Genomic DNA, 25,398 nt, shown 5'->3' with positions numbered 1-25,398 from the left:
AGTTCTGCTTTTCCACAAGTATTGCCGAGCAATTCAGTCACCCATTCGGCGGCCCTTCGCAACACAGGGTTTCCGATATCGTTTGATTTCCGTCGCCGGTACCACACTTCTGGAAAGAAAGGCTGGCCATGCTGAAAACGGTGGCGGCTGCTGCCCTCGCGCTCTCCGCGGTTCTTGCCGCGCCTGCCGCAAACGCAGCTCCCGATGTTCCTGATTTCGTGACGATCGACGTCGTCACCGTGAACGGATCCGGCTGCCCCGCCGGCACCGCGGCCGTCGCGGCCGCGGACGACCGCACGGCGTTCACGGTGACCTACAGCCAGTACCTCGCCCAGGCAGGACAGGGCTCCGGTCCCACAGACTTCCGCAAGAACTGCCAGCTCAACATCAGAGTGAGCTATCCGCAGGGCTTCACGTTCGGCATCGCCCAGGCGGACTACCGCGGATTCGCCAACCTGCAGCAGGGGGCGACCGGCACGGAAAAGGGAAGCTACTACTTCCAGGGCATGTCCCAGGGCGTGAGCCGCACCCACAACTTCTCCGGCCCGAAGAGCGACAACTGGCAGGCCACCGACCGCGCCACGGTGTCGGAAATCGTCTACGCGCCGTGCGGTGAAGTACGGCACCTGAACATCAACACCGAGCTGCGCGTCAACGCGGGCACCGCGACCAAGGCCAACAGCTTCATGACGATGGATTCCACCGACAGCAGCGTGAGCACGAAGTACCAGTTCTCCTGGAAGCGTTGCTGATCAAGGCACCGATTGCCGCCGCCGTCCTTCAGCTGAAACCCAGACGGAAAGGTGCCCCAATGCTCAACGCAGTGGCCGCGGCCGCGCTCGCGATGTCGACCATCATCATCCCGCCCGGTGGCGCCCCCGGCACCACGCCGCCGCCGGAGATCATCACCATCGACGTCGTGACCATCAACGGGTCGGGCTGCAAGCCGGGAACGGCAGCGGTCGCCGTGAGCCCGGACAACAAGGCGTTCACCGTGACCTACAGCGAGTTCATGGCGCAGGTCGGGCCGGAGGCGAAGCCGACCGACTTCCGCAAGAACTGCCAGCTGAACCTGCGTGTCAACGTGCCGTCCGGCTTCACCTACGGCATCGCGTCCACCGACTACCGCGGTTTCGCACACCTCGAGCGCGGCGCCACGGCCCTGGAGAAGGCCAACTACTACTTCCAGGGCATGTCGGAGACGCAGTACAAGCAGCACAACTACAGGGGCCCGCTCAGCGACGACTGGCAGGCGACCGACACGACCGACGTGGCCGCGATCGTCTACCACCCGTGTGGTGAGAAGCGGAACTTCAACATCAACACGGAGCTCCGGGTCTCCGCGGGCACGTCCGACCCGAAGAAGGTCACCAGCTTCATCACGATGGACTCGACCGACGGATCCATCGAGACGACCTACCACTTCGCGTGGAAGACCTGTCCACCGAAGCCGTAACACCCACCCGGTGCCGGGCACTCCGAACAGGGGTGCCCGGCATCTCCCCGTCCACGGTCCGGATCAGATCAGGAAGCGGTACGCGGTCGAGCCAGGAGCCACGTGCTGGATCTTCAGCGGGGACTCCTTCATCCGGCCCCACAGCAGGTCGTAGTCCTCGCGGCGGCCGAGCTCGATGCACACCAGCGCGGCGCCGGTCTCCCGGTTGTCGCGCTTGATGTACTCGAACAGCACGATGTCGTCGTCCTTGCCGAGCACCTCGTCGAGGAACCGCCGCAGCGCGCCCGGCTCCTGCGGGAACTCCACCAGGAAGTAGTGCTTGAGGCCGCGGTGGATCATCGACCGCTCGACGATCTCGGCGTAGCGCGAGACGTCGTTGTTGCCGCCGGAGAGCAGGCACACGACCGTCGAGTCCGGCGCCACGGAGATCTCCTCCAGCAGCGCGGCCGAGGCCAGTGCGCCCGCGGGTTCCGCGATGATGCCGTCGATCTGGTACAGCTCCAGCATCTCCGTGCAGACCGCGCCCTCGGACACGCTGAGCAGCTCGGCGCCGCTGTCGCGGACCATCGGGAACGTCACCTCGCCGGCGCGGCGGACCGCGGCGCCGTCGACGAACGAGTCGACCTCTGGCAGCGTGACGGGGCCGCCCGCCTGCATGGCGGCGATCATGCTCGCCGCGCCCGCCGGTTCGACGCCGATGATGCGGGTGCGGGGGAAGCGCTCCCTGAACCACGTGCCGACGCCGGAGAGCAGCCCGCCGCCGCCGACCGGCACCACGACCACGTCCGGCGCGCCGCCGAGCTGCTGGACGATCTCCAGGCCGACGGTGCCCTGACCGGCGACCGTGCGGCGGTCGTCGAAGGCCGGGACCAGGGTCGCGCCGGTGGTCTGCGCGTACTCCTTGGCGAGGGCGGCCGCGTCGTCGTAGGTGTCGCCGTCGACGATCAGCTGCACCATGCCCTGGCCGAGGGCGGAGATGCGGTCGCGTTTCTGCCGCGGCGTGGTGCGGGGGACGTGCACGCGGCCCTCGATGCCGAGGCGGCGGCACGCGTACGCCATGCCCTGGCCGTGGTTGCCGGCCGACGCGCAGACCGCGCCACCGAAGGCGAACTCGGTCTGGCACAGCAGGTTGAAGGCGCCGCGCAGCTTGTAGGAGCGGCCGACCTGGAGGTCCTCGCGCTTGAACCACACGCGCGCCCCGGTGCGCTCCGACAGCCGCTGGTTCACCTCCAGCGGCGTGGTGCGTGCGACTCCACCGAGCCGGGCTGCGGCCGCGGACACCTCATCAGCGAAGGACATGACATTACATCTTCCGTGAACGACTCGGGTCTGGCACGCGTACCCCTAGAAAGACAGGGGAGGTGCTCGTGTTTCGCCTTGTGGGCGTTCTGACGCTGCTCATGATGCTCTCCGCGGTTCCCGCGCACGCCCATGGCGCGCCCACCGACCCGGCGAGCAGGGCTTTTCTGTGCTCACCAGGTCAGTCGACAGCATCATCCTCGCCGTGCCGCAGCGCGATTCAGGCGGGGTTGCCGTCCAAGGACTGGGACAACATCCGGCTGCCGAACGTGCGGGGCCAGGACGAGGCGAAGGTCCCCGACGGAAAGCTGTGCAGCGCGGGCCTCGCGAAGTACGCCGGGCTCGACCTGCCGTCCGCGCAGTGGCCGGCGACGAAGCTCAAGAGCACCGCCTTCACCTACCGGGCGACGATCCCGCACCAGGGCTCGTTCCGCTTCTACGTGACCCGCGACGGCTACTCGCCGGCCCGCCCGCTGCGGTGGGCGGACCTGGACCAGTTCCTGAACGTGCCCTCTCCCCCGCTGGTGAACGGTTCCTACGAGTTCAAGGTCCAGCTGCCGGCGAACCGGACCGGGCGGCACCTCATCTACACCGTGTGGCAGAACACCGACACGCCTGACACGTACTACTCGTGCACGGACGTCGAGATCGCCGCTCCCGCACCGGCGCCCGCAACGCTTGTACCGCAACAAAAACCGGCCCCGCAGGCGCAGGCAGCACCGGCCGCGCCCTCCGTTCCGTCCAGTTCGGCGAAGCCTTCCGCCACGCCGTCGAGCACGCCGCGACCTGTTCCCGTTGCGTCGAGTGCCGAACAACCTCCTTCCAGCACAACGAGGTTCGGCATATCGGCCGTGGTGGCGGCACTGGGCGGCCTGGCCGTGCTGGGCGGAATCATGTTGTGGCGCAAAAGAATTCTGTGAACGTCCCGGTCCCCAATAGGTCTGGACCATCTCTACGATGATCTTCGGGCGCGCAACCCCTGCGAGATGAAGGTGTGTGCCCGCATGGCTCGAAAACTGCTGGCGTTGCTGGCGATTCTCGCCGCGACACTGTTCCCGGTCACCGTCTCGGCACCGGCCCAGGCCGCGCCGTTCAAGGTGCTGGCGTTCTACAACGGCACCTGGGACGCCGCCCACATCGCGTTCGTCAACGAGGCGAACCCGTGGCTGACCCGCGCGGGTCAGGAGAACGGCTTCACCTACGAGGCCACCAAGGACTGGAACCGCCTCAGCACCCTCACCCCCGCCCAGGCGCAGGTCGTGGTCTTCCTCGACGACGCGCCCACCGGGGCCTCCGCGCGCGCCGGGTTCCAGCGCTACATGGAGGCAGGCGGCGGCTTCTTCGGCTTCCACGTCAGCGCCTTCACGCAGAACGCGAACGAGTGGTCCTGGTACCACAACACGTTCCTGGGCAAGGGGAACTTCGTCAGCAACACCTGGGGCCCGACCACCGCGGTGCTGAAGGTCGAGACCCGCACGCACCCGTCGACCGTGCGCCTGCCGGAGAAGTTCACCTCGGCGGTCAGCGAGTGGTACAGCTGGTCGCGTGACCTGCGCACGAACCCGGACATCCAGATCCTGGCGAGCGTGGACCCGTCGAGCTTCCCGCTCGGCACCGACCCGAACCAGCAGTGGCGCAGCGGCTACTACCCGATCATGTGGTCGAACAAGAACTTCAAGATGGTGTACGCGAACTTCGGCCACAACGCGATGGACTACCCGAACAACCGGCCGACGTCGTCCACGTTCGCCTCGCCCACACAGAACAACTTCCTCATCGACAGCCTGCTCTGGCTGGGCGGCGGCGGCACTCCCCAGCCGCAGCCCGACTGGAAGACGGTCGTCAACAAGGGCAACGGCAAGTGCGTCGACGCGCGCGCCGCGGGCCTCGACAACGGCACCGTGATCCAGCAGTACGCGTGCAACTCGACCACGGCGCAGAACTTCCGCGCGGTGGCGACGAGCGACGGCTACTCCCGTCTCGAATACCGCAACGACCCGTCGAAGGCGCTGGACGTGAGCAACGTGTCCACCGCGGACGGCGCGGGCATCCACCTCTGGACCTACGGCGGCGGCACCAACCAGCAGTGGCGCGTCACCACCGGTGCGGACGGCTACTCGACGCTGACCGCCCGGCACTCGGGCAAGTGCCTGAGCGCGCCGGCCAGTGCGGCCGACGGCGTGCAGCTGATCCAGGCGACCTGCGACGGGTCGGCCGCTCAGGCGTTCCGGCTGAGCTGAGGCCCGGTCACGGTGACTCGTTCGCCCGGTCTCCGATCCCCGGAGACCGGGTGGGACGAGGCCAGGAAGCCGTACATGTCGTTGAGCTGGTGCAGCGCCGACACCGCATCTCGCCACACGGGGCATGGCCACGCACGGTGCCGCCCGTACCAGGCGCGGCACGACTTGCACCGGTGCCGCTCGTTCGGCTCGTGCATCCGCAGCAGTCCCCGCCACCACGGCAGTGCGGCACGCAGCTGCTCACGCAGTTCGAAGACCTCGTTGGGCGAATCCGTCTGCGCGAGCTGGTCCATGGTCTTGTAGACGACGTCGATCACGGTCCGGTGAAAGGTTCCCTGTCGTTCAGCAAGCGCCATGACGGCCGACTCCTCCCGCCCTCCGCAGTTGAGACAGGCATGCGTGGGAGTCTATGTTGGCGATTGGCGGGCTTTCAACTGGCGAAAATCCCGTCACCCAGATAGCCCTTTCCATGGGTGGAGACGTTCACTGCGCGCGACGGGGGGAGCCGGCAATGGCGGGGGAACGGTCCCTGGCTGACAAGCTGAACCACCTCTTCGCCCGGCACACCGCCCGTTCCGGCCAGGAGTACAGCAACGAGCAGGTCGCGGCGGCCATCGCGGACACCGGCGTCACCATCTCCCAGAGCTACATCTGGCAGCTGCGCAAGGCCAAGAAGGACAACCCGACTTTCAAGCACTTGCAGGCACTGGCAGGCTTCTTCGGTGTGCCCGTGAGCTACTTCTTCGACGACGAGGTCACCGACCGCGTCGACGAGCAGCTGAAGTCGTTGCAGGACGAACAGAGCAGACTCAACGAGATCGCTTCGGGCAGCGACGCGCAACTCATGGCCATGCGCGCGGGCGAGTTGTCCCCCGACCGCCGCCGCCTCGTCATGGAGTTGCTGGACGTCGTCTACCGACAGGAACAGGCCGAGCGCGGCGAAGGATGACTCGTGGCCGAAAGAGAGTTGCGCAAGCGGTGCCGCCGCCTGCTGAACCAGTTGGACATCCAACCGCCGTTGGACGTCGAGGAGCTCTGCCGCAGGGTCGGTGAGCAGCGCGGCAAGCCGATCCGGCTGGTCGCCCACCCGATCCCGGTGCCCGGCCCGTACGGCGTGTGGATCGCCACCGCCAAGGCCGACTACATCCTGTACCAGCAGGAGACGTCGAAAGCGCACCAGAACCACATCATCCTGCACGAGCTCGGGCACGTGCTGGCCGGTCACACCAGTGACGAACAGGACGACGACCTGCTCTCGGGCCTCTACCCCGATCTGGAACCGGACGCCGTGCGCCGGGCGTTGAGGCGCACCTCCTACGACTCCGCGCACGAGCGTGAGGCCGAGACGGTGGCGACGATCATCCTCGAGTGGGCGTCGGTGCTGGACAAGGTGGCGCCGCGCAACGCCGAGGGCCCCGCCCGCCGGATGGCCTCCTCGCTCGCCGACCGGATCGGGTGGCTGTAGATGGAGTACCTCAAGGAAACCCAGGGCATCGTCGCGTTCTCCGCCCTGGCCGTGATGCTCTACCTGCTGGTGCGCCGGCCTCACGACCCCCGGCTGCGCAGCGTCACCGGTCTGGTGGCGGGCTGGGCGCTCGGGTACCCGTTCGGCAGGGCGGCCGCCGACGGGCGGTGGTTCCTCGGCCTCGACCCGATGGTCTGCCAGCTGATCCAGCACTCGATGCTGCAGGTCGGCGTGTACGGCCTGATCTGCTTCTTCATCTTCTCCGCGCTCGACGACGCCAAAGCCAAGAAGCACGCGCTGTTCCAGCTCGCGCCGCTCGTGCTGTGCGTCTCGGTGATGACGTGGGCGGTGCTGGCGATCCCGGACGACCTGCGGGTCGCGGCGGCGCGGGTGCCGAACTCGCTGGGCGGCGGCCCGACCGGCGTCCTCGCGATCACGGTCTTCTACGCGCTGGGCAACGGCTACCTGCTCTACGGATTCGCCGCGATGTTCGTCTGGGCCCGCCGCTACGCCCGCGGCGCCGACCCTCGGCTGCGCCGTGGCCTGCTGATCACCTCGACCGGCCTCGGGCTGCTGGTACCCGCCGACGCGATCTTCGTGTCGTCGAACATCTCCCGCTACTTCGGCGAGCCGCTCCCCCGCTGGCTGCTGACCACGGCCGTGTGGTTCCTGCTGCCCGGTGTGCTGCTGATCGTGATCGGTGTCGTCTACCCGATCGCGGCCATGCGGTTCGCGGCGACGAGGCTGTGGCTGCGGCACCTGCGCACGTACCACCGGCTCGCTCCGCTGTGGACGTTGCTGAACCAGTCGTTCCCCGAGGACGCGCTGCACCGGGTGCCGTCGAGGCGCGACGCGTTCTCGCTGCGGGGCGTGCACCGGCGCTACTACCGGCGGGTGATCGAGTGCCGGGACGGGCTGGTGCGGATCAGCCCGTACGTCGCCGAGACACCGGACGAGCTGCCGCTCGCCGAACGGCTGCGCGCCGGGCTGGAGACGCGGCGGACGGGCTCGGTGACGTTGCGCAGGCCGATCGCGCTGGCCATCCCCGAGGACGACGGGATGGACGCTGACGTGCGCGAACTCGAAAAGCTCGCGGTGTCGTTGCGCTGAGCTTAGGGTCCGGGTGTGGACCTGCCCGTGATGCCGCCGGTGAAGCCGATGCTCGCGAAGTCCGTGCCCGGCCTGCCGCGCGCGGACGGTCTCGCGTACGAGCCGAAGTGGGACGGTTTCCGCTGCATCGTGTTCCGCGACGGCGACGAGATCGAGCTGGGTTCGCGCAACGACAAGCCGCTCACCCGGTACTTCCCCGAGGTCGTGGAGCTGCTGAAGGAGGCGCTGCCGCCGCGGTGCGTGGTCGACGGCGAGATCGTGCTGGTCACGCCGGACGGGCTGAGTTTCGACACGCTCCAGCTGCGCCTGCACCCGGCGGCTTCGCGCGTGCGCAAACTGTCCGTGGAGACCCCGGCGAGCTTCGTGGCGTTCGACCTGCTGGCGTGTGGCGACTCCGACGTCACCGGGCTGCCGCTGGGTGAGCGCCGCAGGATGCTGGAGGAGGTCGTCACCGAGATCCCCGGCATCTACCTGACCCCGTCCACGACGGACCCGGACGTCGCGCAGGACTGGTTCACCCGGTTCGAGGGCGCGGGCTTCGACGGCGTCATGGTCAAGGCCGTGGACGGCGTCTACGAGCCGGACAAGCGGGTGATGTTCAAGGTCAAGCACGAGCGGACGGCCGACTGCGTGGTCGCGGGATATCGCCTGCACAAGGACGGCGAGAGCGTCGGGTCGCTGGTGCTCGGGCTCTACCAGGACGGCGAACTGCACAACGTGGGCGTGGCGAGCAGCTTCACCGCGGTCCGCCGGCGCGAGCTGGTCGAGGAGCTCAAGCCGCTGCTGAACCCCGCCGAGCATCCGTGGAGCGCGTGGGCGACGTACGAGGGTCCAGGCATGAACAGCCGGTGGAACCCCGAGAAGCAGCTTCAGATCGTGTTGCTCGATCCGTCGCGCGTGGCCGAGGTGCGGTACGAGCACGTGCAGGGCGGACGGTTCCGGCACACCGCACGGCTCGTGCGGTTCCGCGAGGACAAGACGGCTCTGGAGTGCACGTACGAGCAGCTGGAAGAGGTGCCGCCGGCCGAATTGGACGCCCTGTTCGGTGAGGCCGAAAGAAGGCGCACAATCGAGCGGTGAAAGTGATCAAGCGGGACGGCACGCACGAGATCGAGATCCAGCGGTCGCGGTTCCTGTGCCACGTCGCCCGCGTCGCCTCCGAGCAGGACGCGGCGGAGTTCTTCGCCCGGATCCGCAAAGAGCACTGGCAGGCGTCCCACAACTGCACGGCGTTCCGCACCGCCGACACCCAGCGGTCGTCCGACGACGGCGAACCCGCCGGTACCGCCGGTGTGCCGATGCTGGAAGTGCTGACGCGGCGGGACCTCGTGGACACCGCTGTCGTCGTCACCCGCTACTACGGCGGCATCAAACTGGGCGCCGGCGGCCTGGTCCGGGCGTACGGACGGGCCGTGTCGGAGGCCATCGACTCCATCGGCACGCTGACTCGTGAGCGGCACGAGACCGTTCTTCTGGCCGTGGACCACGATCAGGCGGGGAAGCTGGAGAACGCGTTGCGCGCGGCCGGGTACCACGTCGCGGACACCGAGTACGGGCGTGACGTCACCTTCACCGTGTTCACGAAGGACCCGGAGGCGTTCGAAGTCTGGCTCGCCGCTCAGACCGGCGGTTCCGTCACCGCGATCAGGGGCGAGCCAGTGGACCTCGACGTGACGGATTACTAGGTCTTCGGGTCCGGGGGCGGGTTGTCGGGTTTGCGGGTCTCGACGAGCAGGTCGCGAATGTCACCGTTCATGCGTCCTTTCTAGGGCGAACGCGTTGTTCGGTTCCGCCGACTGGACGCCGGACAAACAACAGGAGAACAATCCGGCGAGTGCCGAGACCGGAGCGCCCGCTGGATTCCGACGACGACGAGCTGCTCAGGTTCGCCGCGGACTTGAGATTGTTGCGTGAGAAAGCAGGTAAGCCGACCTACCGCGAACTCAGCAAGGTCGCGCACTATTCGGTGACGGTGCTCTCCGAGGCCGCGAGCGGGCGGAAACTGCCCAGCCTGGCCGTGACCACGGCCTACGTGCACGCCTGCGGCGGTGACGTCGAACAATGGCGGCGAAGATGGCACGCGGTGGCCGAGGGCGCGAAGCCCGCCGATCCGGAACGGGAACCGCCCTACCTCGGCCTCGGCGCCTTCCAGGCAGAGGACTCACGCCGGTTCTTCGGCCGGGAAAAGCTCGTCGCGCAACTACTCGAAAAGTGCGGCGATCGTCCTTTCGTGGGCGTTTTCGGTGCTTCAGGTTCCGGTAAGTCGTCGCTGCTGCGCGCTGGTCTGGTCGCGTCGCGGCCCGCCGATGTCTTCTCCCCCGGTCCGCACCCGATGGCGCTGTGGGGCGGCACGACCGCCGAGCTCGTGGTGATCGACCAGTTCGAGGAGGTCTTCACCCTCTGCCGCGACGAGGACGAGCGAGTCGCGTTCATCGACGCGATCACCACCGCGCACACCGCTGCTACCGGCAGGAAGGTCGTCATCGGCGTCCGCTCGGACTTCTACGGCCACTGCGGCCGCTATCCGGCGCTGGTCGACGCGTTGCACGACGCGCAGATCCTGGTCGGCGCGATGAGCCCGCAGGAGCTGCGGCGGGCGATCACCGAACCGGCGCTGCGGGCCGGCTACACCGTCGAGGGCGCGCTGGTGTCGGTACTGGAAGCCGAACACGCGCCGTTGCCACTGGTCTCGCACGCATTGCTGGAGACGTGGCGTCGTCGTCGTGGCACGCGTCTGACCGTGGCGGGCTACGAGGAGACGGGCGGCGTCCGGCACGCGCTGGCGCAGAGCGCCGAGGCCGCGTATCTGGCGTTGGACTCCGAGCAGCAGGCCATCGCGCGCAAGATCTTCCTGCGACTGACGGCGCTGGGCGAGGGCACTGAGGACACCAAGCGTCGCGTGAACCGCGAGAGCCTCGACAACGACGACGACACGCTGTTCGTGCTGGACCATCTCGCGCGCGCACGGCTCATCACGCTCGACGACACCAGTGTCGACCTCGCGCACGAGGCGGTGATCCGGTCGTGGCCGCGGTTGTCCGGCTGGCTCACGGCGAACCGCGACGGTCTGCGCGTGCACCACCAGATCACCGAGGCGACCGCGACCTGGGAGTCGCTGAACCACGACTCGGGCGCCCTCTATCGGGGCGTGCGGCTCGCACTGGCCCGTGAGTGGGCGACGGGCGACGCCGACGAGATGTCCGCGCGCGAACGCCGGTTCCTCGACGCCAGCATCGAGGCGGAGGAAGCCGAACAGGAGACCGCCCGGCGCGGCACCCGCCGGTTGCGGCAGCTCGTCGCGTTGCTGACCGTGCTGCTCGTCCTCGCCGTGACAGCCGTCGGGTACGCGATCCGGGCTTCCGACGACGCGACGACCCAGCGCAACATCGCCATCGCGCGCAAGGCGGTGACCGACGCGAAGGCGGTGCAACCACTCGACTCCCAGCTCGCGGCCCAGCTCAGCCTGTCCGCCCACCAGCTCGCCGACAACACCGAGACCAGCGACAACCTGGCGAGCACGCCCGCGGGCCCCTACTTCACCCGGCTCGCCGCGCACTCGTCCGACATCCCGGCCGTCGCGATCCACGGCACCACGCTCGCCACCGTCAGCGTGGACCGGACCGCGAAGCTGTGGGACATCACGGACAATCACCGGCCGGCGCACCTGAGCACCGTCGAGTTCGACTACGAGCCGGGCGGCATCGCACTCGGCCGGCAAAGCCACCTGCTCGCCGTCACCGGGCGCAACGCCGTCAAGCTCTTCGACACCACCGACCCGCGCGATCCGCGGCTCGCCGGGCAACTCGTTTCCACCACCGTGCTGAGGTCGGCGGTGTTCAACGACGACGGCACGCTCCTGCTCACCGCCCACGACGACGGCGCCGCGCGGCTGTGGGACGTCGCGGACCCGGCCAGGCCCACGCTGTCGCAGACGCTGGCGGGGAACGGCGGCGAGGTGAAGCGGGCCGTGTTCCGCCCGGACGGCAGGGCCGTCGCGATCGTCATCGGCTCGACCGTGACGCTGTGGTCGCTGGACGGCACCCCGTCGCGGCAGGGCGAGCTGGCCGGCCACACGCAACCGGTCGAGTCGCTGGCGTTCAGCCCGGACGGCAGGACCCTAGGCACCGGAGGCTGGGACCACGTCGCACGGCTGTGGGACGTGAGCGACCTGGCCGCGCCGCGGTCCCGTGCCGTGCTCACCGGCAGCACGGCGATCGTGTGGGGAGTGTCGTTCTCTCCCGACGGCAAGACCTTCGTGACCACCGGTGACGAACGCACAAGGCTGTGGAGCGTCACCGAGGTCGCGCTGAGCGGTAGCCCGCGCCTGCTCGGCACGATCCCCGGCGGCGTCTTCACCGGCCAGTTCACCCAGGACGGCACCACGCTGGTGATCGACGACGCCCCCAAGACCCTGCGCCTGCAGGACATGCGGGAGCTGCCGTTGATCGGCCACGAGAACATCGTCTCGTCGGTGGCGTTCCACCCCGGCGGCCAGGTGCTCGCGAGCGGCAGCTGGGACGGCACGGTGTTCCTGTGGCGGATGACGGCGCGGCGCACGCGGGAACCGATCGCGCGGATCAGCGACGCCACCGCGTTCATCCGCTTCGTCGCGTTCAGCCCGGACGGCACGCGGCTCGCGGTCGCGAGCGACGACGGCTACACCCGGCTGTACGACGTCACGAACCCCGCCGCTCCCGTGCTGGCGGTGAGACTGCAGCCGCGCGACCACCAGACCGCGAACGTCTCGCTCGCGTTCACGCCGGACGGCAGGACCCTGGCGGTCGGTTCGGAGCACACGCTCACGGTGTGGGGTGTCGCGGACCTCGCCGCACCGCAGGAGCTCTTCCGCCGTTCGGACTGGTACGCGTCCGTGTGGGCGGTGGGCTTCAGCCCGGACGGCACCAGGCTCATCGCGGGCGGGCGCGGGGAGGCGCGGCTGTTCGACGCGACCGATCGCCGCGCGTTGAAGGAGATCCCGTTCCCCGGCGGCGGCGACGCCGCGATGGCGGACGGGTTCAGCGGGGACGGCAGGCTGCTCGCCACCGCGATCGGCGACTCGGCCGTGCGCCTGATCGACACCTCGACGTCACGTGAGGTCGCCCAGCTCACCGGGTTCTCCGACGTCGCCTACTCGGCGGCGTTCCACGGCACCCGGCTCGCGACCTCGCACGGTGACGGCAAGGTCCGGCTGTGGGACGTGACGGACCCGGCGCGGCCACGGCTGGAAACGACGTACTCGGGGCACGAGGCCCCGGTGCCGTCGCTCGCTTTCAGCCCGGACGGCACCTACCTCGCCTCCGGCAGCAATGACACCACGATCAGGCTGTGGGAGGTGGGCGCCGGGCGGTCGATCGCCCGGCTGTGCGAGCGGAACCCGGCGCCGTTGACGTCCGCCCAGTGGGAGGAGCACTTCCCGGACGTGCCCTACCGGCAGGTCTGCCGGTAGGGCACGTTTGGCGTTACGCGCAGGGAACTACGTCCGGATCGGCGCCCGCCTTGGGCACCCATCGCACGTTCGCGAAGGACGCCTGGAACGCGCCGTCGGTGTAGACCAGGAACGGCGTGTTGACGTTCTCCAGGTCCAGTCCCTTGTCGGAGAAGCAGGAGACCGGGATCTTGACGGTCGCCTTCTGTCCGATCGGGAGGTTGCGGAACGCTTGCGTGGCATCGATCTCGGCCATGCACGGGTACACGCAGTGCGCGCTGACGACCGTGCGGTTGGCAGGGGCCGCGTGCACGATCACGTCGAACTGGATGGCCGCGTTGGCGTTGCCGTAGCCGCGCAGGTCGCTGCCGGTCGGGCTCTGCAGGTACACCTGGCCGGGGCCGGTGCCGGTCCACGTCGTCTTGAGCGCGTCCTGCTGGACGTTGACGTCGGACTGCACGACGTTGATCTCGGCGTGCGAGGCCTGGCCGTCCGGGCCGACCACGGTGCCGCCCCAGTTCTCCGGGGAGCCGATCATCGCCTGGTACGGCGCGATGTCCGTGCGGTTGAAGACCTCCAGGTCCTCGGTCGCCGTGCCACCGCCACCACCGGAGCACAGGGCGCCGGGGCTGGTCTCGTCGAGCTTGCCGAGGTTGCCGGTCTGCCAGTCGCGCAGGCCGTAGCCGAGCTTGAACAGCGGGGTCTTGGCCGGTTCACCTGGCAGCGCCGGGCAGGCCTCGCCGGGCCACGAGTAGGACAGCTTGCCGCTGAACCCGTTGTGACGTCCCCTGATCAGCAGGTCGGCGATGCCGCCGCCCTCGGTGCCGGGCAGCCAGGCCGCCACGAACGCGTCGGAGCGGTTGATCTCCTTGTTCATGTACAGCGCGCGGCCGCCGACGTAGACGGTGATGACCGGCTTGCCCTTGCCGGACACCTTGTCCAGCACGGCGAGGTCCTGCGGCTGCAGGCGAGCGCTCTCGAACGACCGCTTGCCGAGGTCGCCCACGCCCTCCGCGTACGGCGTCTCACCGATCACGGCGATGACGGCGTCGAACTGCGCCGGGTCGACGCCCTCAGCGGTCTCGGCGAACGTGACGTTGGCGGCGCCCAGGGTGTCCTGGATGCCCTTGAGGATGCTGGTGGCGTTGGGGAAGTCGGCGTTGGTGTTGCCGGTGCCCTGCCAGGACAGCGTCCAGCCACCCGTCTGGTTGCCGATGTTGTCCGCGCTCTTGCCGACCACGAGCACCTTGCTGCGCTTGGACAACGGCAGCACGCGCTTGTCGTTCTTCAGCAGCACGGCGGACTCCCGCACGGCCTCGCGAGCGAGTTCCTTGTGCAGCAACGCCTTCTGCTCACCGGCATGGTCGCGCTGGCTCGGCTTGGGGGCGTCGAACGTGCCGGCGCGCAGCTTGACGCGCAGGATCCGGGTGACGGCGTCGTCGATGCGGGCCATCGGGATCTCACCGGACTGGACCTGGGCGATCGTGTTGGTGATGAACGCCTTCCAGTCGTTCGGCACCATGATGATGTCCATGCCGGCGTTGACCGCCTGCGGGCAGCTGGCGTTGGTGCAGCCGGTGACCTGGCCGATGCCGTTCCAGTCGGAGACGAGCAGGCCGTCGAAGCCCATCTTCTCCTTGAGGATGCCGGTCTGCACGTACTTGCTGCCGTGCACCTTGCCCTCGTTGATGACGTCGTTCGTCCAGCTGTTGAACGAGATCATCACCGTCTGCGCACCCGCGGCCAGCGCCCCGTAGTAGCCCTGACCGTGGATGTTGATCATGTCTTTCTCGGACGAGGGGTTGATGCCCTGGTCCTTGCCGCCGGTCGTGCCGCCGTCACCGAGGAAGTGCTTGGCGGTGGCGATCACACCGTCCTCGCCGATGCGCTTCTTCGCGTTGTCCTGCAAGCCCTTGATGGCCTCGAACCCGTACGCGCGGGTGATCCGCGGGTCCTCGGAGAAGCCCTCGTACGTGCGCCCCCACCGGTCGTCCTGGACGACGGCGAGCGTGGGCGAGAACGCCCAGTCCTGCCCGGTGGCCCGGATCTGCTCGGCCGTGGCCTCGTTGATGTCCCGGATCAGGCACGGGTCGTGCGCCGCACCAAGACCGATGTTGTGCGGGAAGACCGTCGCGCCGTAGACGTTGTTGTTGCCGTGCACCGCGTCGATGCCCCAGATGACGGGAATCTTGGTGCGCGACTGCTTCGACGCCTCGAAGTACGCGTCCGCCAGCGCCAGCCAGTCCTGCGGCGTGGCCTTCTTGTTGGCGCCGGGCCAGCTGCCACCACCGTTGAGGACGGAGCCGAACCCGTAGGTCTTGACGTCGTCCGCCGTGATCGCGGCGATCTCGGGCTGCGTCATCTGGCCGACCTTCTCGGCCAGCGTCATGTCCTTGAGGATCGCCTTGATGCGCGCCTCGTCCTTGCGGTCACCCTTGAGCTGGCTCTCGACCTTCGGCCAGTCCTTGAGCGTGGGCAGGGACTTCTCGATGCGGGCGCACCCGTGCTCCGTCCTGGGCTGCCCGATGACCGTCTGCTTCGGCCAGTGCCGCGCTTCCTGCGCGGCGGCTGCCGATGTAGCGCTGGCGGCGAGCGTCAGCCCCAGCACTGCGGCGAGAGTGCTTCTCCAATGCATGCCGCGATCCTCAACGGCGTGTTACGTCCACGTCAATGGGAACGCTCTCACGAATTTATTTCCGGAACTCCGCAGGACGAACTGGGCATACCGGGCCGGGTGCTCGTTCGGGTGCGGCGCAGGCGTCGCACAGCGCTCGCCCGGACGTCGCACGGCGGTCGCTCGGTCGCTCGCTCGGCGGTGGGGGTGGTGGTCCGGTTGGGTGGCTGGGGTGGGCGGTCGGGTGACGGCCGGTCGGGTGGTCGCGCCGCTGTGGCCGGGGTTGGTGGCGGGGGTGCGCGGGGCAGATTGCACGGGCTGGTCGCGTTCCGGCGCAGGGGTCGTTTTGTGTGGGCCGGTCGCGTTCCAGCGTGGTTGCGTGGGCATTGACGAGGCGTGGGAGGTCATCGCCGCTGCGCGACGATCGCGATTGGGGCTTGACCTCGAGCCTCTGGCGGGATGCTGAATCGGCCTCAAAAGCCGGGGTACAAAGCGCCCCGGCCGAGCCCACCCAGGGGAGCATCCCGCCCCCTCAAGGTAAAGCCCCAATCGCAAAGCTGGGGGGTGCACCGCTGCCCAGCGGTCCATCGCACCTGGGCGCACCCGGCGCGGCATCGCTCTTTACAGCTCGCTTCGCATCGCCACGAGATGGCGCCTTCGGCGCGGGCCACCTCGCCATGCGGAAACCGCGCCGCGGTCGTCGGGCGGAGCACCGGACAGCGAACGGCCCCCGGTTCCCGTAGGAGCCAGGGGCCGGTCGACGGCGGATCAGCCGGCGAGCGCGCGCACTCGGCGCAGGACCTCGTCCTTGCCCAGCGTGCGGGCCACGGCGTGCAGGTCCGGGCTGCGGTTCGAGCCGGTGAGGGCGACGCGGATCAGCTGCGCCGCCTCCTTGATGGAGCCGGGGTAGGCGTCCGGGTTCTTCTTGAACTCCTTGGGGTTCGGCGCGAAGCCGTGCTTGCCCGCGAGTTCGCGGATCTGGCCGAACCACTCCTGGCCGTCCTCGACGTCCGCGTAGTTGTCGGCGAAGTCCGCGGCGAACGTGGCGACCAGGTCGGGGGCCAGGCCGCCGAGGCGCTCGTCGGCGCGGTCGGTCACCAGGGTGAAGAGCGACGGGAAGAAGAAGCCGTAGGCCGTGCGGAAGTCGGACCACTTGCGGAGGTCCTTGCGCGGGTTGGCCACCTCGGGGCCGCGCTCGACCTGCAGGGCCGCCAGGGCCTCGTCGCGTGCGTCGGCCAGCACGGTGACCAGGGCCGGGTCGTAGGTCGACGCCCAGGCCGAGACCCGGTCCACGATCTCGTCGCCGGAGAGGGTCGCCACGTAGTCGGCGGCGATGTCCTCGAGCTTCACCAGGTCGACCAGCGGGCCGGCGACGCCGCACTCGGCCAGCGAGATCGGTGCCGCGAGGGCCTCGGCGAGCGGGAGGTCGGCCAGGCGGGCGTTCACCAGGCCGCGCAGGTAGTACTGGACGGCCTCGGCCGGGAAGCCCGCCTCGATGAAGAACTCGACGGAGGCTTCCGGGTCCTTGCGCTTCGAGAGCTTGCGCCGGGAGCCGCCCTGCTGCTTCATCAGCGGCGCGATGTGGGCGTACTCGACCCGCTCGAAGCCCAGGGCGTCGAAGAGCTGCAGGTGGGTCGGGACCGACGAGATCCACTCCTCGCCGCGGATCACCAGGTTCACGCGCATCAGGTGGTCGTCCACGGCGTGCGCGAAGTGGTAGGTGGGCAGGCGCGGCGACTGGTCCGAGGCCTTGAGGATCACCACGTCGTTGCGGTTGGCCTCGTGCTCCAGCGAGCCGCGGATGGCGTCGACGAACGACGTGCGCTCCCCCGCCTTGCCCGGCGAGCGGAAGCGGACGACGTACGGACGACCGGCCTCGAGCGCCTCGGCGACGTCCTCCGCGGTCTTGTCACGCCAGATCGCCCAACGGCCGTAGTAGCCGGTGGGGAGCTTGGTGGCCTGCTGACGCGCGGTGATGTCCGCCAGCTCGTCCTTCGTGGCGAAGCAGAGGTACGCCTTGCCGGAGCGCAGCAGCTCACGGACGTAGGTCAGGTAGATCTGCTCGCGCTGCGACTGGTGGTACGGGCCGTACGCACCGACGGAGTCGGCCTCGTCGGGCTCGATGCCGAAGTAGGCGAACGCGCGGTTGAACTGGTCGACGGCGCCCTCGACCTCGCGGGCCTGGTCGGTGTCCTCGACGCGCACGATGTACGAGCCGCCGGACTGCGACGCGAGATCGCGGTCGATCATGCCGACGTACAGGCCGCCGATGTGCAGGAACCCGGTCGGCGACGGGCCCAGACGCGTGACCTTGGCGCCCTCACCCAGCTCACGGGGCGGGTACTGCTGCTCCCAGTGGGACGGCTCGGGCAGATCCGAGGGGAACAGGGCGTCGACGACGGCACGGTCGAGCATCGCTGAGGGTCTCCAAACCGGGGAAAGAAGTACGCCCAGGTTATCAACGTGCGCGAGCCGAAATGCTGGCCCCTCGGTGATCGGCCTAAGCTGCTCGGCCATGGCCAAGTACCTCGACGTCCACCCGGTCAACCCGCAGAAGCGCGCCATCGAACAGGCCGTGCGCATCCTGCGGGAGGACGGCCTGATCGCGTACCCGACCGACTCCTGTTACGCGCTCGGCTGCCGCCTCGGCAACAAGGACGGCATCGACCGGATCCGCGAGATCAGGAAGCTCGACGACAAGCACCACTTCACGCTGATGTGCGAGAACTTCGCGCAGCTCGGCCAGTTCGTGGTCGTCGACAACGCGGTGTTCCGCGCGATCAAGGCCTCCACACCGGGCGGCTACACGTTCATCCTGCCCGCGACGAAGGAGGTGCCGCGCCGCATGATGCACCCGAAGAAGAAGACGGTGGGCGCGCGCATCCCCGACCACGTCGTGACGCAGGCGCTGCTCGAGGCGATGGGCGAGCCGCTGCTCACGTCCACGCTGCTGCTGCCCGACGAGGCCGAGCCGCTGGTGCAGGGCTGGGAGATCAAGGAACGCCTCGACCACGCGGTGGACGCGGTGATCGACTCCGGGGAGTGCGGCACCACGCCCACCACGGTCGTGGACTTCTCCAGCGGTGAGCCCGAGATCATCCGCTACGGCGCCGGCGACGCCGAACGCTTCGAATGACGGACAGCTTCGAATAGCGGTCAGGAGCGGCGGACCCAGTCCTGGTAGCGATTGCCGTCGCAGGTCTGCAGACGGACGTTGGTCGTGCCCAGCCGGGTCAGGCAGTAGTTGGTGCCGTTCTTCCTGATGATGGCCCGCGACGCCGACCCGCTGACGACCCAGACCTGCGACGGGGAGCCGTTGCACGTGGTCAGGCCCGCGGTGAGGCCCTCCTGCCAGGCGCACTGGCCGGTCGCGTCGCTCACGAGCTGGGTCTGGCGGCCGAACGAGCCCACCCACCTGAACTTCTGGAACCGGCCGGTGTTGCACCCGGTGATGTAGACGTCGCCTTCCCGGTGGCCGTCGAAGCCGTCCAGGCAGGAGCTCGTGCCGGAGCCCTGGAACTGCCAGGTCACGGCGGCCGAGGCGGGCTGGGCGGCGGCCACGGACAGTCCGGCGGACGCGGCGACGGCCAGTGCGGCGGGCACCACCCTGCTGAGAACCCTCTTCATCTCGAAATCCCCTCCTCCGCACCGGCGGTCCGGTGCGTTCGAGAGGAACCCTGGCGAGGCGATCATGGGGAGTTCTTGCGCGGTTTCTGCAATCCGCAGGTCAGGACGGTGGCGGCCCGGCCGCCACCGTCCTGAACGCCAGTTACGACACGACCAGCGCGTAGTCGGCGTCGGTGGCGGCCGTCTCGGTGTGACCGTCCACGTTGACCGCGGTCGCGACCACCTCGACGGTCCAGGTGCCCGCCGCCGGTGCCTGGACGAGCACGTTCTCCACGGTGTCGACGGTGTTCGCGACGCCGCCGGACGTGGACCAGTTGCCGGCCAGCAGGCCGTTGTTGCCCCAGTAGACGGTGCCGTTGGGCGCGGTGACCTTCAGCGTCAGGTCGTTGACGGTCGCCTTGGCCGCGGTCGGCGAACCGGCCGGGTCGGTGTAGGCGAGCGTCGCGCGCAACGGCGTCTGGCCGTTGGACGTGAACGAGTAGCGCTTGGTCTGGCCCGTGGTCAGCAGGTCAGTCTCGTTCACCAGCACGGGCAGCTTCCAGCCACCGGCCTTCGCGCGGTCGTACAGGTTGCGAACGGACGCGGTGCCCCAACCCTGGTGCGTGCGCGTCTGGTCGTGCGTCGTGCCGGTGAACGGGTGCTGGTCGGCGGTGTTGATCAGCAGGGCCTTCGCGGTCGCCGCGTGCGGGCGGGACGCGAACACGTCGCGCTTCTTGCCGGGGGCGCCGTCGAACACGCCGTCGGCCCACATCTGGAACAGCAGACCGGCGTTGCCGCAGGTGATCGGCGTGGCGCCGGACGTGCCGCCGAACGACGTCGTGTAAGCCGTGTCGTTGGTGGACGTCGTGGTGTCGATGCGGTCGTAGAAGTTCGAGATCTCCGGCTTGATGCGGCCGTCGGCGGCGGGGCCGATCGACGCTCCGCCGTTCCACTTGTCGTCCGTGCGCGAGGCGGTGTTGTAGTGGTAGTGGCCACCGACCGACAGCACGTTCTTCGCCCACGCCTGCGGGCGCGAGCTGCGGGTGCCGGCGTTGCTCTGCGACTGGCAGATCAGGATGTCGTGGTCGAACACGATCCGGTCCATCTGCTGCGAGATCGCCGTGTAGGACGTGGTGAGCGCGTCGCCCCAGCTGTTGGACTGGAACACGGCCTTGTACTGGCCGGCCGGATCGACGAGCTGCTTGGTGTGCGCGTACCGGTCGCCCGAGTTGTAGACCGCGAAGATGCCCTGTGCCTCGGGCAGCAGGCCGCGGTGCGCGGACGAGACGCCGGACGCGAAGATCTGCCCGTACGTCGAGGTGCCGTGGGAGGTGCTCGTCGAGTTGCCGGTGTGCATCACCGGCGGACGGGCGCGGAACTCCTGGTGCGTGGTGCGCAGGCCGCCGTCCATCACCTCGCCGCGCACGCCCTGGCCGCGGTAGCCGCCGGCGGTCTCGATGTGGTTGGCACCGGACGACTCGCGCGAGATCGCCATGTCGGTCTCCGGCGCGGACACCGGGTCGATGGCGATCACGGCGGGCAGCTTCGCGAGCTGCGCCGCCTGGCCCGCGTCCAGCGTGGCCATGATGTGCTCACGGCTCTCGGAGATCTCGTTCACCTTGCCGCCCAAGGACTTCACCTTGTCGGCGACGATCTTCTGGTCCCGCGCGTCCTGCTCGGCCAGCGCGATCAGGTAGGTCGAGGAGCCGCCCAGGGCCGCGATCTGCGGCTGGGCCTGGAACGGGCGCACCTCGCGGACGTAGTTCAACCGCGAAACGCGTGAGGTGCTCGTCATGCGGGCGACGTAGGTGCCGTCCTGGACGAACGCGCCGAGCCGCACGCCGAGCCCCTTGAGCTGGTGGCGCTGGGCGTCGGACAGGGTGGTGCGGAACTGCAGCAGGTAAGCGCTCTCAACCGGGGCAGCGACGGCAGGAACGCCGCTGATCAGCGCGAACGCGGCCAGGGCTGAGATTATTGTGCGCAGCACGAATCCAACCTCCACATCAGGCAGGGATGGCGGCGACCGGAGGTCAGTCACCGCCCGTGACCAGCACGTTACCGCGAAAGAGCAGGTCAGAACATCAGTCGATCGGCGGTGATCATCTCGTCGGACGGTGTAGAAGAATCCATCCGGAGTAACGTCACGGCAGGCATGCCCGACATGCCCGGCGAAGCATTTCCGCGCGCGGAGGACGGATGTCTGTCTCACCTGAGCAGCTGATGGAAGAACTGCGCACGTTGTGCCGCGGGCGCGGAGTGCAGACTCCCGGAATCGACTTGCACGTCGGCCCGGCGCTGAGGCAGGTGTGCGGCGTCGTGGAGACCGACGGCGCGGAAGCGGTGAGAACGAAACTGCGGGACTGGGTGACGAACGCGGCGCGCGGATTCCCGGTCGAGGTCCGCAGCGCGGTTCTCGCACCGCTCGGACTGCACGAGGAAGCGCAGTTCCGGTTCCTCAACGAACGCATCGAGTGGCTCGCGAAGCAACAGGACCGCGGCGCGCGCACGGTGCGCAGGAGGATGGAGGCCGGGCTGCAGCGCCTGGTGGAGGTGGCACTGCAGCCGGCCCCGTCGACGGCACACGTGGCGCCGTCGGAACTGTGGCACGTCAAGGAGTTCGACGCGCTGCTGAAGCTGGACGGCCCGACGCCCGCGTGCACGGAACGCCGGACCGTCGTGGCCGACACCGACGGTGTCAACGAGATCGCGTGGTCCATCACGATCCCCTCCCCCACGCCCGACGGCGCTCCTGGCGACCTGGACGTGGAGGTGTTGCACGGGGTGGAGCTCATCGGCCACGAACGGCCGTCCCCTCGGCGTTTCCTCATGAAGCTGCGCTTGCCCCGACCCCTCAACGCGGGACAAACACACCAGTTCGCACTCGAGGTGCGAGTGCCGCGGGGACAGTCCATGCGCCCGACCTACGTGTTCTGGCCGGAGCGGATGTGCGAGTCGTTCCGGTTGCGGGTCCGCTTCGACCGGGACGACCTGCCAGACTCGGTGTGGCGCGTCGAGGAGGCCCTGGCGCGCGACACCGACGACCTGACGCCGTGGCCGCGCAAGCTGCCCGTGGACGAGATCGGGGAGATCGACGTGTCGTTCCCGCATCCTCGTCAGGGCCGCGGCTACGGCGTCCAATGGTCGCCACGGGTCTGATCTGGCAAGTTCAGATCATCTCAACACAGAAATGCGGTTCCACGGCTGACACCTCCCTTGTGGGCTAAGGGAGAACCGCAGTCCGAAGTCGGGTCAGATCACCGATACCATGAAGAAACTGCCGACCACGAATCCCAGGAAAAGGCAGATCGCGGCAACCTTCACGACGGTGGCGAGTGAGCAGATCATTCTCATCGAGAAATTCACCTTCTCATTCTGACTGGCTTTCGGGCTGATGTTCTCGCCGATGCACCAAGAGTGGCTTTCCGCCAGTCGAATGAGAACGGGTTTCCTGTTTCCAGCGAAATCAGGAAACCCTTGAAACACTATTTCTGGGCGGTGCGGCGCAACGCCATCACGAGCAGCGCATGCGAACTGCCCGCGTGCGGAAGCATGCCCTGACGGACCAGGTCGAGCGCGTGGCAGAACGGCATGGTCCGCACGCGCAGGTCCGCCTCGCCGGGCTCGAGCGACGCCTCGCCCTGGGTCAGGCCGGTGGCGAGGAAGATGTGGTCGACGTGGTTGCTCAGGCTGTCCGCGCCGTGGATCTGGCCGAGCCGTTCCCACTTCTCGGCGCGCAGCCCGGTCTCCTCGGCGAGTTCCCGCCGGGCCGCGGCGAGCGGATCGTCGTCCGTGTCGTCGACGGCGCCGCCGGGCAGCCGCCATTCGGTGCCGCCGTGCGTGTAGATCCACTGCCGGGTCAGCACGACGTGGTCGTCGTCCTGGATCGCCAGCACCGTGACCGATCCCGGTGCCACCACGTGCGTGTAGGTGCCATGCCCGCCGTCCGGTCTGACGACGTCGTCGGCGCGCACCTCGAACCACTGGGACCGGTGGACCACGTTGGTCGCCAAGCGCTGCCAGACCATCACCACACCAGCCGCCTCGTCGGAGCGCGTCATCACCATGACTCACATGGAACCATCGACGACCACTTCACTTAGTTCCAGTTGATCGTCAATCTCCGGACAATTCGTGGACATCTGGTATCCGGGGGTTTGAAGCCGGAGACACTACTGGCGAGGGGGTGTAGCCGTGTCGCCCACGTTCGGCCAGGAGGTCCGCCGCCTGCGCAACGAGCGCGGGTACTCGCTCACCCGCATGACCGGCCTCGTACCGTACAGCAAGGGCCACCTGAGCAAGATCGAGAACGGGCAGGTTCAGCCGAACCCCGAAATGGCCCGGCTCTTCGACGACGCGCTGCGGGCGGAAGGCCGCCTGGTCGAACTGGCCGATGCTCCGGTCCGCCAGATTCCCAGTGACCACACCACTTTGCTCACCTACGACACGATGTTCGAGCAGCATCGCGCGCTGGGGCACCGACTCAGTCCCGACGTGGTGCTCGGCGGACTGCGCCCCCAGGTGGACTTCCTCAGTTCCATGGCCCGTTCCGCCGACGACCCCGGCCTGGGCCGCGGCCTGTGGCTGCTGGCCGCGCGGTACGCCGAGTACGCCGGCTGGATGGAACAGGAACGCGGCGACGACGCCTCGGCCGCGGAACTGACCAAACGGGCCGTCCAGTACGCGGTGAAGGGCGGTGACCTGGAACTCGAGGCCTGGGCGTTGGTCCGTGCCGCCGAGTTCGCCCTGTACCGGGGAGACGCCCACGCGACCGTCGATTTCGCTCGGCGCGCAAGCAAGTCCCGCTCGCCGGCGGTGAAAGCCGGGGCCGCGCAACGAGAAGCCCTGGGCTACGCGCTGGCAGGCGCGGAGGACCGGTGCCAGGACGCCCTCGACCGGGCGGCACGGTGGCAGCAGGCCGCGGGCGAATCCCCTTACGGCACAACGAGCGTGCTGGACCAGGTGGCGATCGCGCGAGCCTGGGCGTTCCACGACCTGGGCCGGCACGCAGAAGCCGCCGCGATCCTGGACACCCAGCTCCCGCTGATCGCGCCGGGCGCCTTGCGCGCCCGCACCCGTTTCGGCCTGCGCCGGGCACTGGCGCACGCCGAGGCGGGCCACGTCGACCACGCCTGCGAACTGGTCGTCGACCTGCTGGACGACATCCGCCAGGTGCGGTCCGCGACCGTGCACATCGACCTGACGACGTTCAGCAAGCTGCTGTACCGCCTGCGGCCGGCCGCGGGGCGCGAGGTGTCCGGCGAGATCAACGAGATCCTGTTCGCCTGAGCCTCACACGGCGGCCCGATCCTCCCGTTCCAGCGCCTCCGCCATCTCCACCCACGCCTCGGCGCACCCGCGGGCCATGTCCGCCACCAGTTCCCGGCAGTGCGAGGGCACCCCGGAGACCACCGCGGACCACTCCCCCGACGACACCGCGTGCGCTTCCAGCCACCGCAGCACGTGCCGCCCGTGTTCGTTGAAGCGCAACGAAGGATCCCGACGCAGGATCGGCAGGGTGGTGTCCGGCGCCCGGACCTCGGTCCGCGTCGCCGCCACGTCACCTCCGGTCCGTTCGGCGGCGCGCATCCGCTCGGGCACCGGGTCGAGCCCCGAAGCCAGTCGCCGCCGGACGTCCCGGACGGTCCCCGGCGACACCCCGGCCGCCCGCGCGATGTCACGCAACGACGCGTCGGGCCGTTCGGCGATCATCCGCCCGGCCAGCCGGCGGCCGGCGGCCGAGTTGAGCGGACGGACCTTGCCGTCCCGCCCGACGCGCACCTCGGCGCGTCCGCCCACCGCGCGCCGCAGCACGCCGACGGACTTGGCCGCGAGGCCCGTCGAAGCCGCGATGGCGCGGTCCGACCACTGCGGATGCGAGCGCAGCAACCGCCGCACCGCCGCCTCGCGGTCCGCGGTCGAGAGCGTCGAGATGTTCGCGGACACGGACAGGACGAACACGTCCTCGACCGGCCCGCCGACGTACTCGACCTCGACGGAACGACTGCCGCGCAACCTGGCAGCCCGCAGGCGGTGCATCCCGTCCACGACTCTCATCGTGGCGCGATGCACCACGATCGGCGGTAGATCAGCGTCAGAAGACGCGAGTGAACGAACGAACTCCTCGCTGCAGCCACCAAGTCGCGGCGAATCCGCGAGCTGCAGCGCGTCGATGTCAACGTGCAT

21 protein-coding genes are annotated in these 25,398 nt (G+C 68.9%); 13 read left to right on the top strand and 8 right to left on the bottom strand.

The genetic code is table 11. The features are described 5' to 3' along the window. Positions 1-128: 128 nt before the first annotated feature. Positions 129-752: a DUF4360 domain-containing protein gene (locus tag SK803_RS10725; RefSeq protein ID WP_319965698.1), complete on the top strand. Its 624-nt coding sequence runs from the start codon at positions 129-131 to the stop codon at positions 750-752. Positions 753-811: 59 nt separating this feature from the next. Further along, complete coding sequence (locus SK803_RS10720; RefSeq protein ID WP_319965697.1) at positions 812-1,456, top strand: DUF4360 domain-containing protein; 645 nt, start codon at positions 812-814, stop codon at positions 1,454-1,456. Positions 1,457-1,519: 63 nt separating this feature from the next. Here SK803_RS10720 and ilvA read toward each other — a convergent pair whose 3' ends face one another. Continuing rightward, positions 1,520-2,755 (bottom strand): threonine ammonia-lyase IlvA, encoded by a 1,236-nt coding sequence (gene ilvA, locus SK803_RS10715; RefSeq protein WP_319965696.1) that lies wholly within the window; start codon positions 2,753-2,755, stop codon positions 1,520-1,522. 68 nt (positions 2,756-2,823) lie between these two features. Between ilvA and SK803_RS10710 the strand changes: the two genes are divergently transcribed. Together SK803_RS10710 and SK803_RS10705 are read left to right on the top strand one after the other, a co-directional pair. Then, complete coding sequence (locus tag SK803_RS10710) at positions 2,824-3,675, top strand: lytic polysaccharide monooxygenase auxiliary activity family 9 protein (RefSeq protein ID WP_319965695.1); 852 nt, start codon at positions 2,824-2,826, stop codon at positions 3,673-3,675. Between the two features lie 84 nt (positions 3,676-3,759). Beyond that, entirely contained in the window at positions 3,760-4,995 is a 1,236-nt protein-coding gene (locus SK803_RS10705) for a ThuA domain-containing protein (protein ID WP_319965694.1), read from the top strand. On the opposite strand, the gene SK803_RS10700 is transcribed toward SK803_RS10705, so the two are convergent. Then, positions 4,974-5,351 (bottom strand): hypothetical protein, encoded by a 378-nt coding sequence (locus SK803_RS10700; protein ID WP_319965693.1) that lies wholly within the window; start codon positions 5,349-5,351, stop codon positions 4,974-4,976. The genes SK803_RS10705 and SK803_RS10700 overlap by 22 nt on opposite strands. A gap of 155 nt (positions 5,352-5,506) precedes the next feature. On the opposite strand from SK803_RS10700, the gene SK803_RS10695 reads away from it, so the two are divergent. The 6 genes from SK803_RS10695 (at position 5,507) to SK803_RS10670 (ending at position 13,016) form a co-directional block, all read left to right on the top strand. After that, complete coding sequence (locus SK803_RS10695) at positions 5,507-5,944, top strand: helix-turn-helix domain-containing protein (RefSeq protein WP_030475574.1); 438 nt, start codon at positions 5,507-5,509, stop codon at positions 5,942-5,944. 3 nt (positions 5,945-5,947) lie between these two features. Continuing rightward, on the top strand, positions 5,948-6,460 hold the full coding sequence (locus tag SK803_RS10690; RefSeq protein WP_319965692.1) for an ImmA/IrrE family metallo-endopeptidase: 513 nt from the start codon (positions 5,948-5,950) through the stop codon (positions 6,458-6,460). After that, positions 6,461-7,570 (top strand): MAB_1171c family putative transporter, encoded by a 1,110-nt coding sequence (locus tag SK803_RS10685; protein WP_319965691.1) that lies wholly within the window; start codon positions 6,461-6,463, stop codon positions 7,568-7,570. 15 nt (positions 7,571-7,585) lie between these two features. Continuing rightward, entirely contained in the window at positions 7,586-8,650 is a 1,065-nt protein-coding gene (locus SK803_RS10680; RefSeq protein WP_319965690.1) for an ATP-dependent DNA ligase, read from the top strand. Beyond that, positions 8,647-9,255 carry a YigZ family protein gene (locus SK803_RS10675; RefSeq protein ID WP_319965689.1) on the top strand — a complete coding sequence of 203 codons (609 nt, stop codon included), beginning with the start codon at positions 8,647-8,649 and terminating at the stop codon, positions 9,253-9,255. Before SK803_RS10680 ends, SK803_RS10675 begins: the two co-directional genes overlap by 4 nt. A 149-nt stretch (positions 9,256-9,404) precedes the next feature. Next, positions 9,405-13,016: an nSTAND1 domain-containing NTPase gene (locus tag SK803_RS10670; RefSeq protein ID WP_319965688.1), complete on the top strand. Its 3,612-nt coding sequence runs from the start codon at positions 9,405-9,407 to the stop codon at positions 13,014-13,016. 13 nt (positions 13,017-13,029) lie between these two features. Here SK803_RS10670 and SK803_RS10665 read toward each other — a convergent pair whose 3' ends face one another. Continuing rightward, complete coding sequence (locus SK803_RS10665) at positions 13,030-15,630, bottom strand: glycoside hydrolase family 3 protein (protein ID WP_319965687.1); 2,601 nt, start codon at positions 15,628-15,630, stop codon at positions 13,030-13,032. Positions 15,631-16,377: 747 nt separating this feature from the next. Next, positions 16,378-18,024, bottom strand: a complete 1,647-nt coding sequence (locus SK803_RS10660) for a glutamate--tRNA ligase (protein WP_319965686.1) — start codon at positions 18,022-18,024, stop codon at positions 16,378-16,380. A 100-nt stretch (positions 18,025-18,124) separates the two neighbouring features. Here SK803_RS10660 and SK803_RS10655 point away from each other — a divergent pair, with 100 nt between their 5' ends. After that, positions 18,125-18,745: an L-threonylcarbamoyladenylate synthase gene (locus tag SK803_RS10655; RefSeq protein ID WP_319965685.1), complete on the top strand. Its 621-nt coding sequence runs from the start codon at positions 18,125-18,127 to the stop codon at positions 18,743-18,745. 20 nt (positions 18,746-18,765) lie between these two features. Here SK803_RS10655 and SK803_RS10650 read toward each other — a convergent pair whose 3' ends face one another. Together SK803_RS10650 and SK803_RS10645 are read right to left on the bottom strand one after the other, a co-directional pair. Beyond that, positions 18,766-19,236, bottom strand: a complete 471-nt coding sequence (locus tag SK803_RS10650; protein ID WP_319965684.1) for an RICIN domain-containing protein — start codon at positions 19,234-19,236, stop codon at positions 18,766-18,768. A 142-nt stretch (positions 19,237-19,378) separates the two neighbouring features. After that, complete coding sequence (locus tag SK803_RS10645) at positions 19,379-21,202, bottom strand: S8 family serine peptidase (RefSeq protein WP_319965683.1); 1,824 nt, start codon at positions 21,200-21,202, stop codon at positions 19,379-19,381. Positions 21,203-21,411: 209 nt separating this feature from the next. On the opposite strand from SK803_RS10645, the gene SK803_RS10640 reads away from it, so the two are divergent. Continuing rightward, positions 21,412-22,371 carry a hypothetical protein gene (locus tag SK803_RS10640; RefSeq protein ID WP_319965682.1) on the top strand — a complete coding sequence of 320 codons (960 nt, stop codon included), beginning with the start codon at positions 21,412-21,414 and terminating at the stop codon, positions 22,369-22,371. Positions 22,372-22,697: 326 nt separating this feature from the next. Here the strand turns inward: SK803_RS10640 and SK803_RS10635 are convergent, their stop codons facing one another. Further along, positions 22,698-23,279: an NUDIX hydrolase gene (locus tag SK803_RS10635; protein WP_319965681.1), complete on the bottom strand. Its 582-nt coding sequence runs from the start codon at positions 23,277-23,279 to the stop codon at positions 22,698-22,700. A 127-nt stretch (positions 23,280-23,406) separates the two neighbouring features. Between SK803_RS10635 and SK803_RS10630 the strand changes: the two genes are divergently transcribed. Beyond that, on the top strand, positions 23,407-24,501 hold the full coding sequence (locus SK803_RS10630) for a helix-turn-helix domain-containing protein (protein WP_319965680.1): 1,095 nt from the start codon (positions 23,407-23,409) through the stop codon (positions 24,499-24,501). A 3-nt stretch (positions 24,502-24,504) separates the two neighbouring features. Here SK803_RS10630 and SK803_RS10625 read toward each other — a convergent pair whose 3' ends face one another. Then, positions 24,505-25,398, bottom strand: a complete 894-nt coding sequence (locus SK803_RS10625; protein ID WP_319965679.1) for a ParB/RepB/Spo0J family partition protein — start codon at positions 25,396-25,398, stop codon at positions 24,505-24,507.

Origin of the sequence: Lentzea miocenica (assembly GCF_033949945.1) — a bacterium.
Lineage (GTDB): Bacteria > Actinomycetota > Actinomycetes > Mycobacteriales > Pseudonocardiaceae > Lentzea > Lentzea miocenica.
The sequence above is the reverse complement of the archived record's forward strand: the minus strand, read 5'-3'. Positions and strand labels throughout refer to the sequence as shown.

Bases quoted from the DNA above. Each gene is read 5' to 3' on its own strand.
- SK803_RS10725 (WP_319965698.1), top strand. From the start codon at position 129: ATGCTGAAAACGGTGGCGGCTGCTGCCCTCGCGCTCTCCGCGGTTCTT.
- SK803_RS10720 (WP_319965697.1), top strand. From the start codon at position 812: ATGCTCAACGCAGTGGCCGCGGCCGCGCTCGCGATGTCGACCATCATC.
- ilvA (WP_319965696.1), bottom strand. From the start codon at position 2,755: ATGTCCTTCGCTGATGAGGTGTCCGCGGCCGCAGCCCGGCTCGGTGGA.
- SK803_RS10705 (WP_319965694.1), top strand. From the start codon at position 3,760: ATGGCTCGAAAACTGCTGGCGTTGCTGGCGATTCTCGCCGCGACACTG.
- SK803_RS10700 (WP_319965693.1), bottom strand. From the start codon at position 5,351: ATGGCGCTTGCTGAACGACAGGGAACCTTTCACCGGACCGTGATCGAC.
- SK803_RS10695 (WP_030475574.1), top strand. From the start codon at position 5,507: ATGGCGGGGGAACGGTCCCTGGCTGACAAGCTGAACCACCTCTTCGCC.
- SK803_RS10685 (WP_319965691.1), top strand. From the start codon at position 6,461: ATGGAGTACCTCAAGGAAACCCAGGGCATCGTCGCGTTCTCCGCCCTG.
- SK803_RS10665 (WP_319965687.1), bottom strand. From the start codon at position 15,630: ATGCATTGGAGAAGCACTCTCGCCGCAGTGCTGGGGCTGACGCTCGCC.
- SK803_RS10660 (WP_319965686.1), bottom strand. From the start codon at position 18,024: ATGCTCGACCGTGCCGTCGTCGACGCCCTGTTCCCCTCGGATCTGCCC.
- SK803_RS10655 (WP_319965685.1), top strand. From the start codon at position 18,125: ATGGCCAAGTACCTCGACGTCCACCCGGTCAACCCGCAGAAGCGCGCC.
- SK803_RS10650 (WP_319965684.1), bottom strand. From the start codon at position 19,236: ATGAAGAGGGTTCTCAGCAGGGTGGTGCCCGCCGCACTGGCCGTCGCC.
- SK803_RS10640 (WP_319965682.1), top strand. From the start codon at position 21,412: ATGTCTGTCTCACCTGAGCAGCTGATGGAAGAACTGCGCACGTTGTGC.
- SK803_RS10635 (WP_319965681.1), bottom strand. From the start codon at position 23,279: ATGGTGATGACGCGCTCCGACGAGGCGGCTGGTGTGGTGATGGTCTGG.
- SK803_RS10625 (WP_319965679.1), bottom strand. From the start codon at position 25,398: ATGCACGTTGACATCGACGCGCTGCAGCTCGCGGATTCGCCGCGACTT.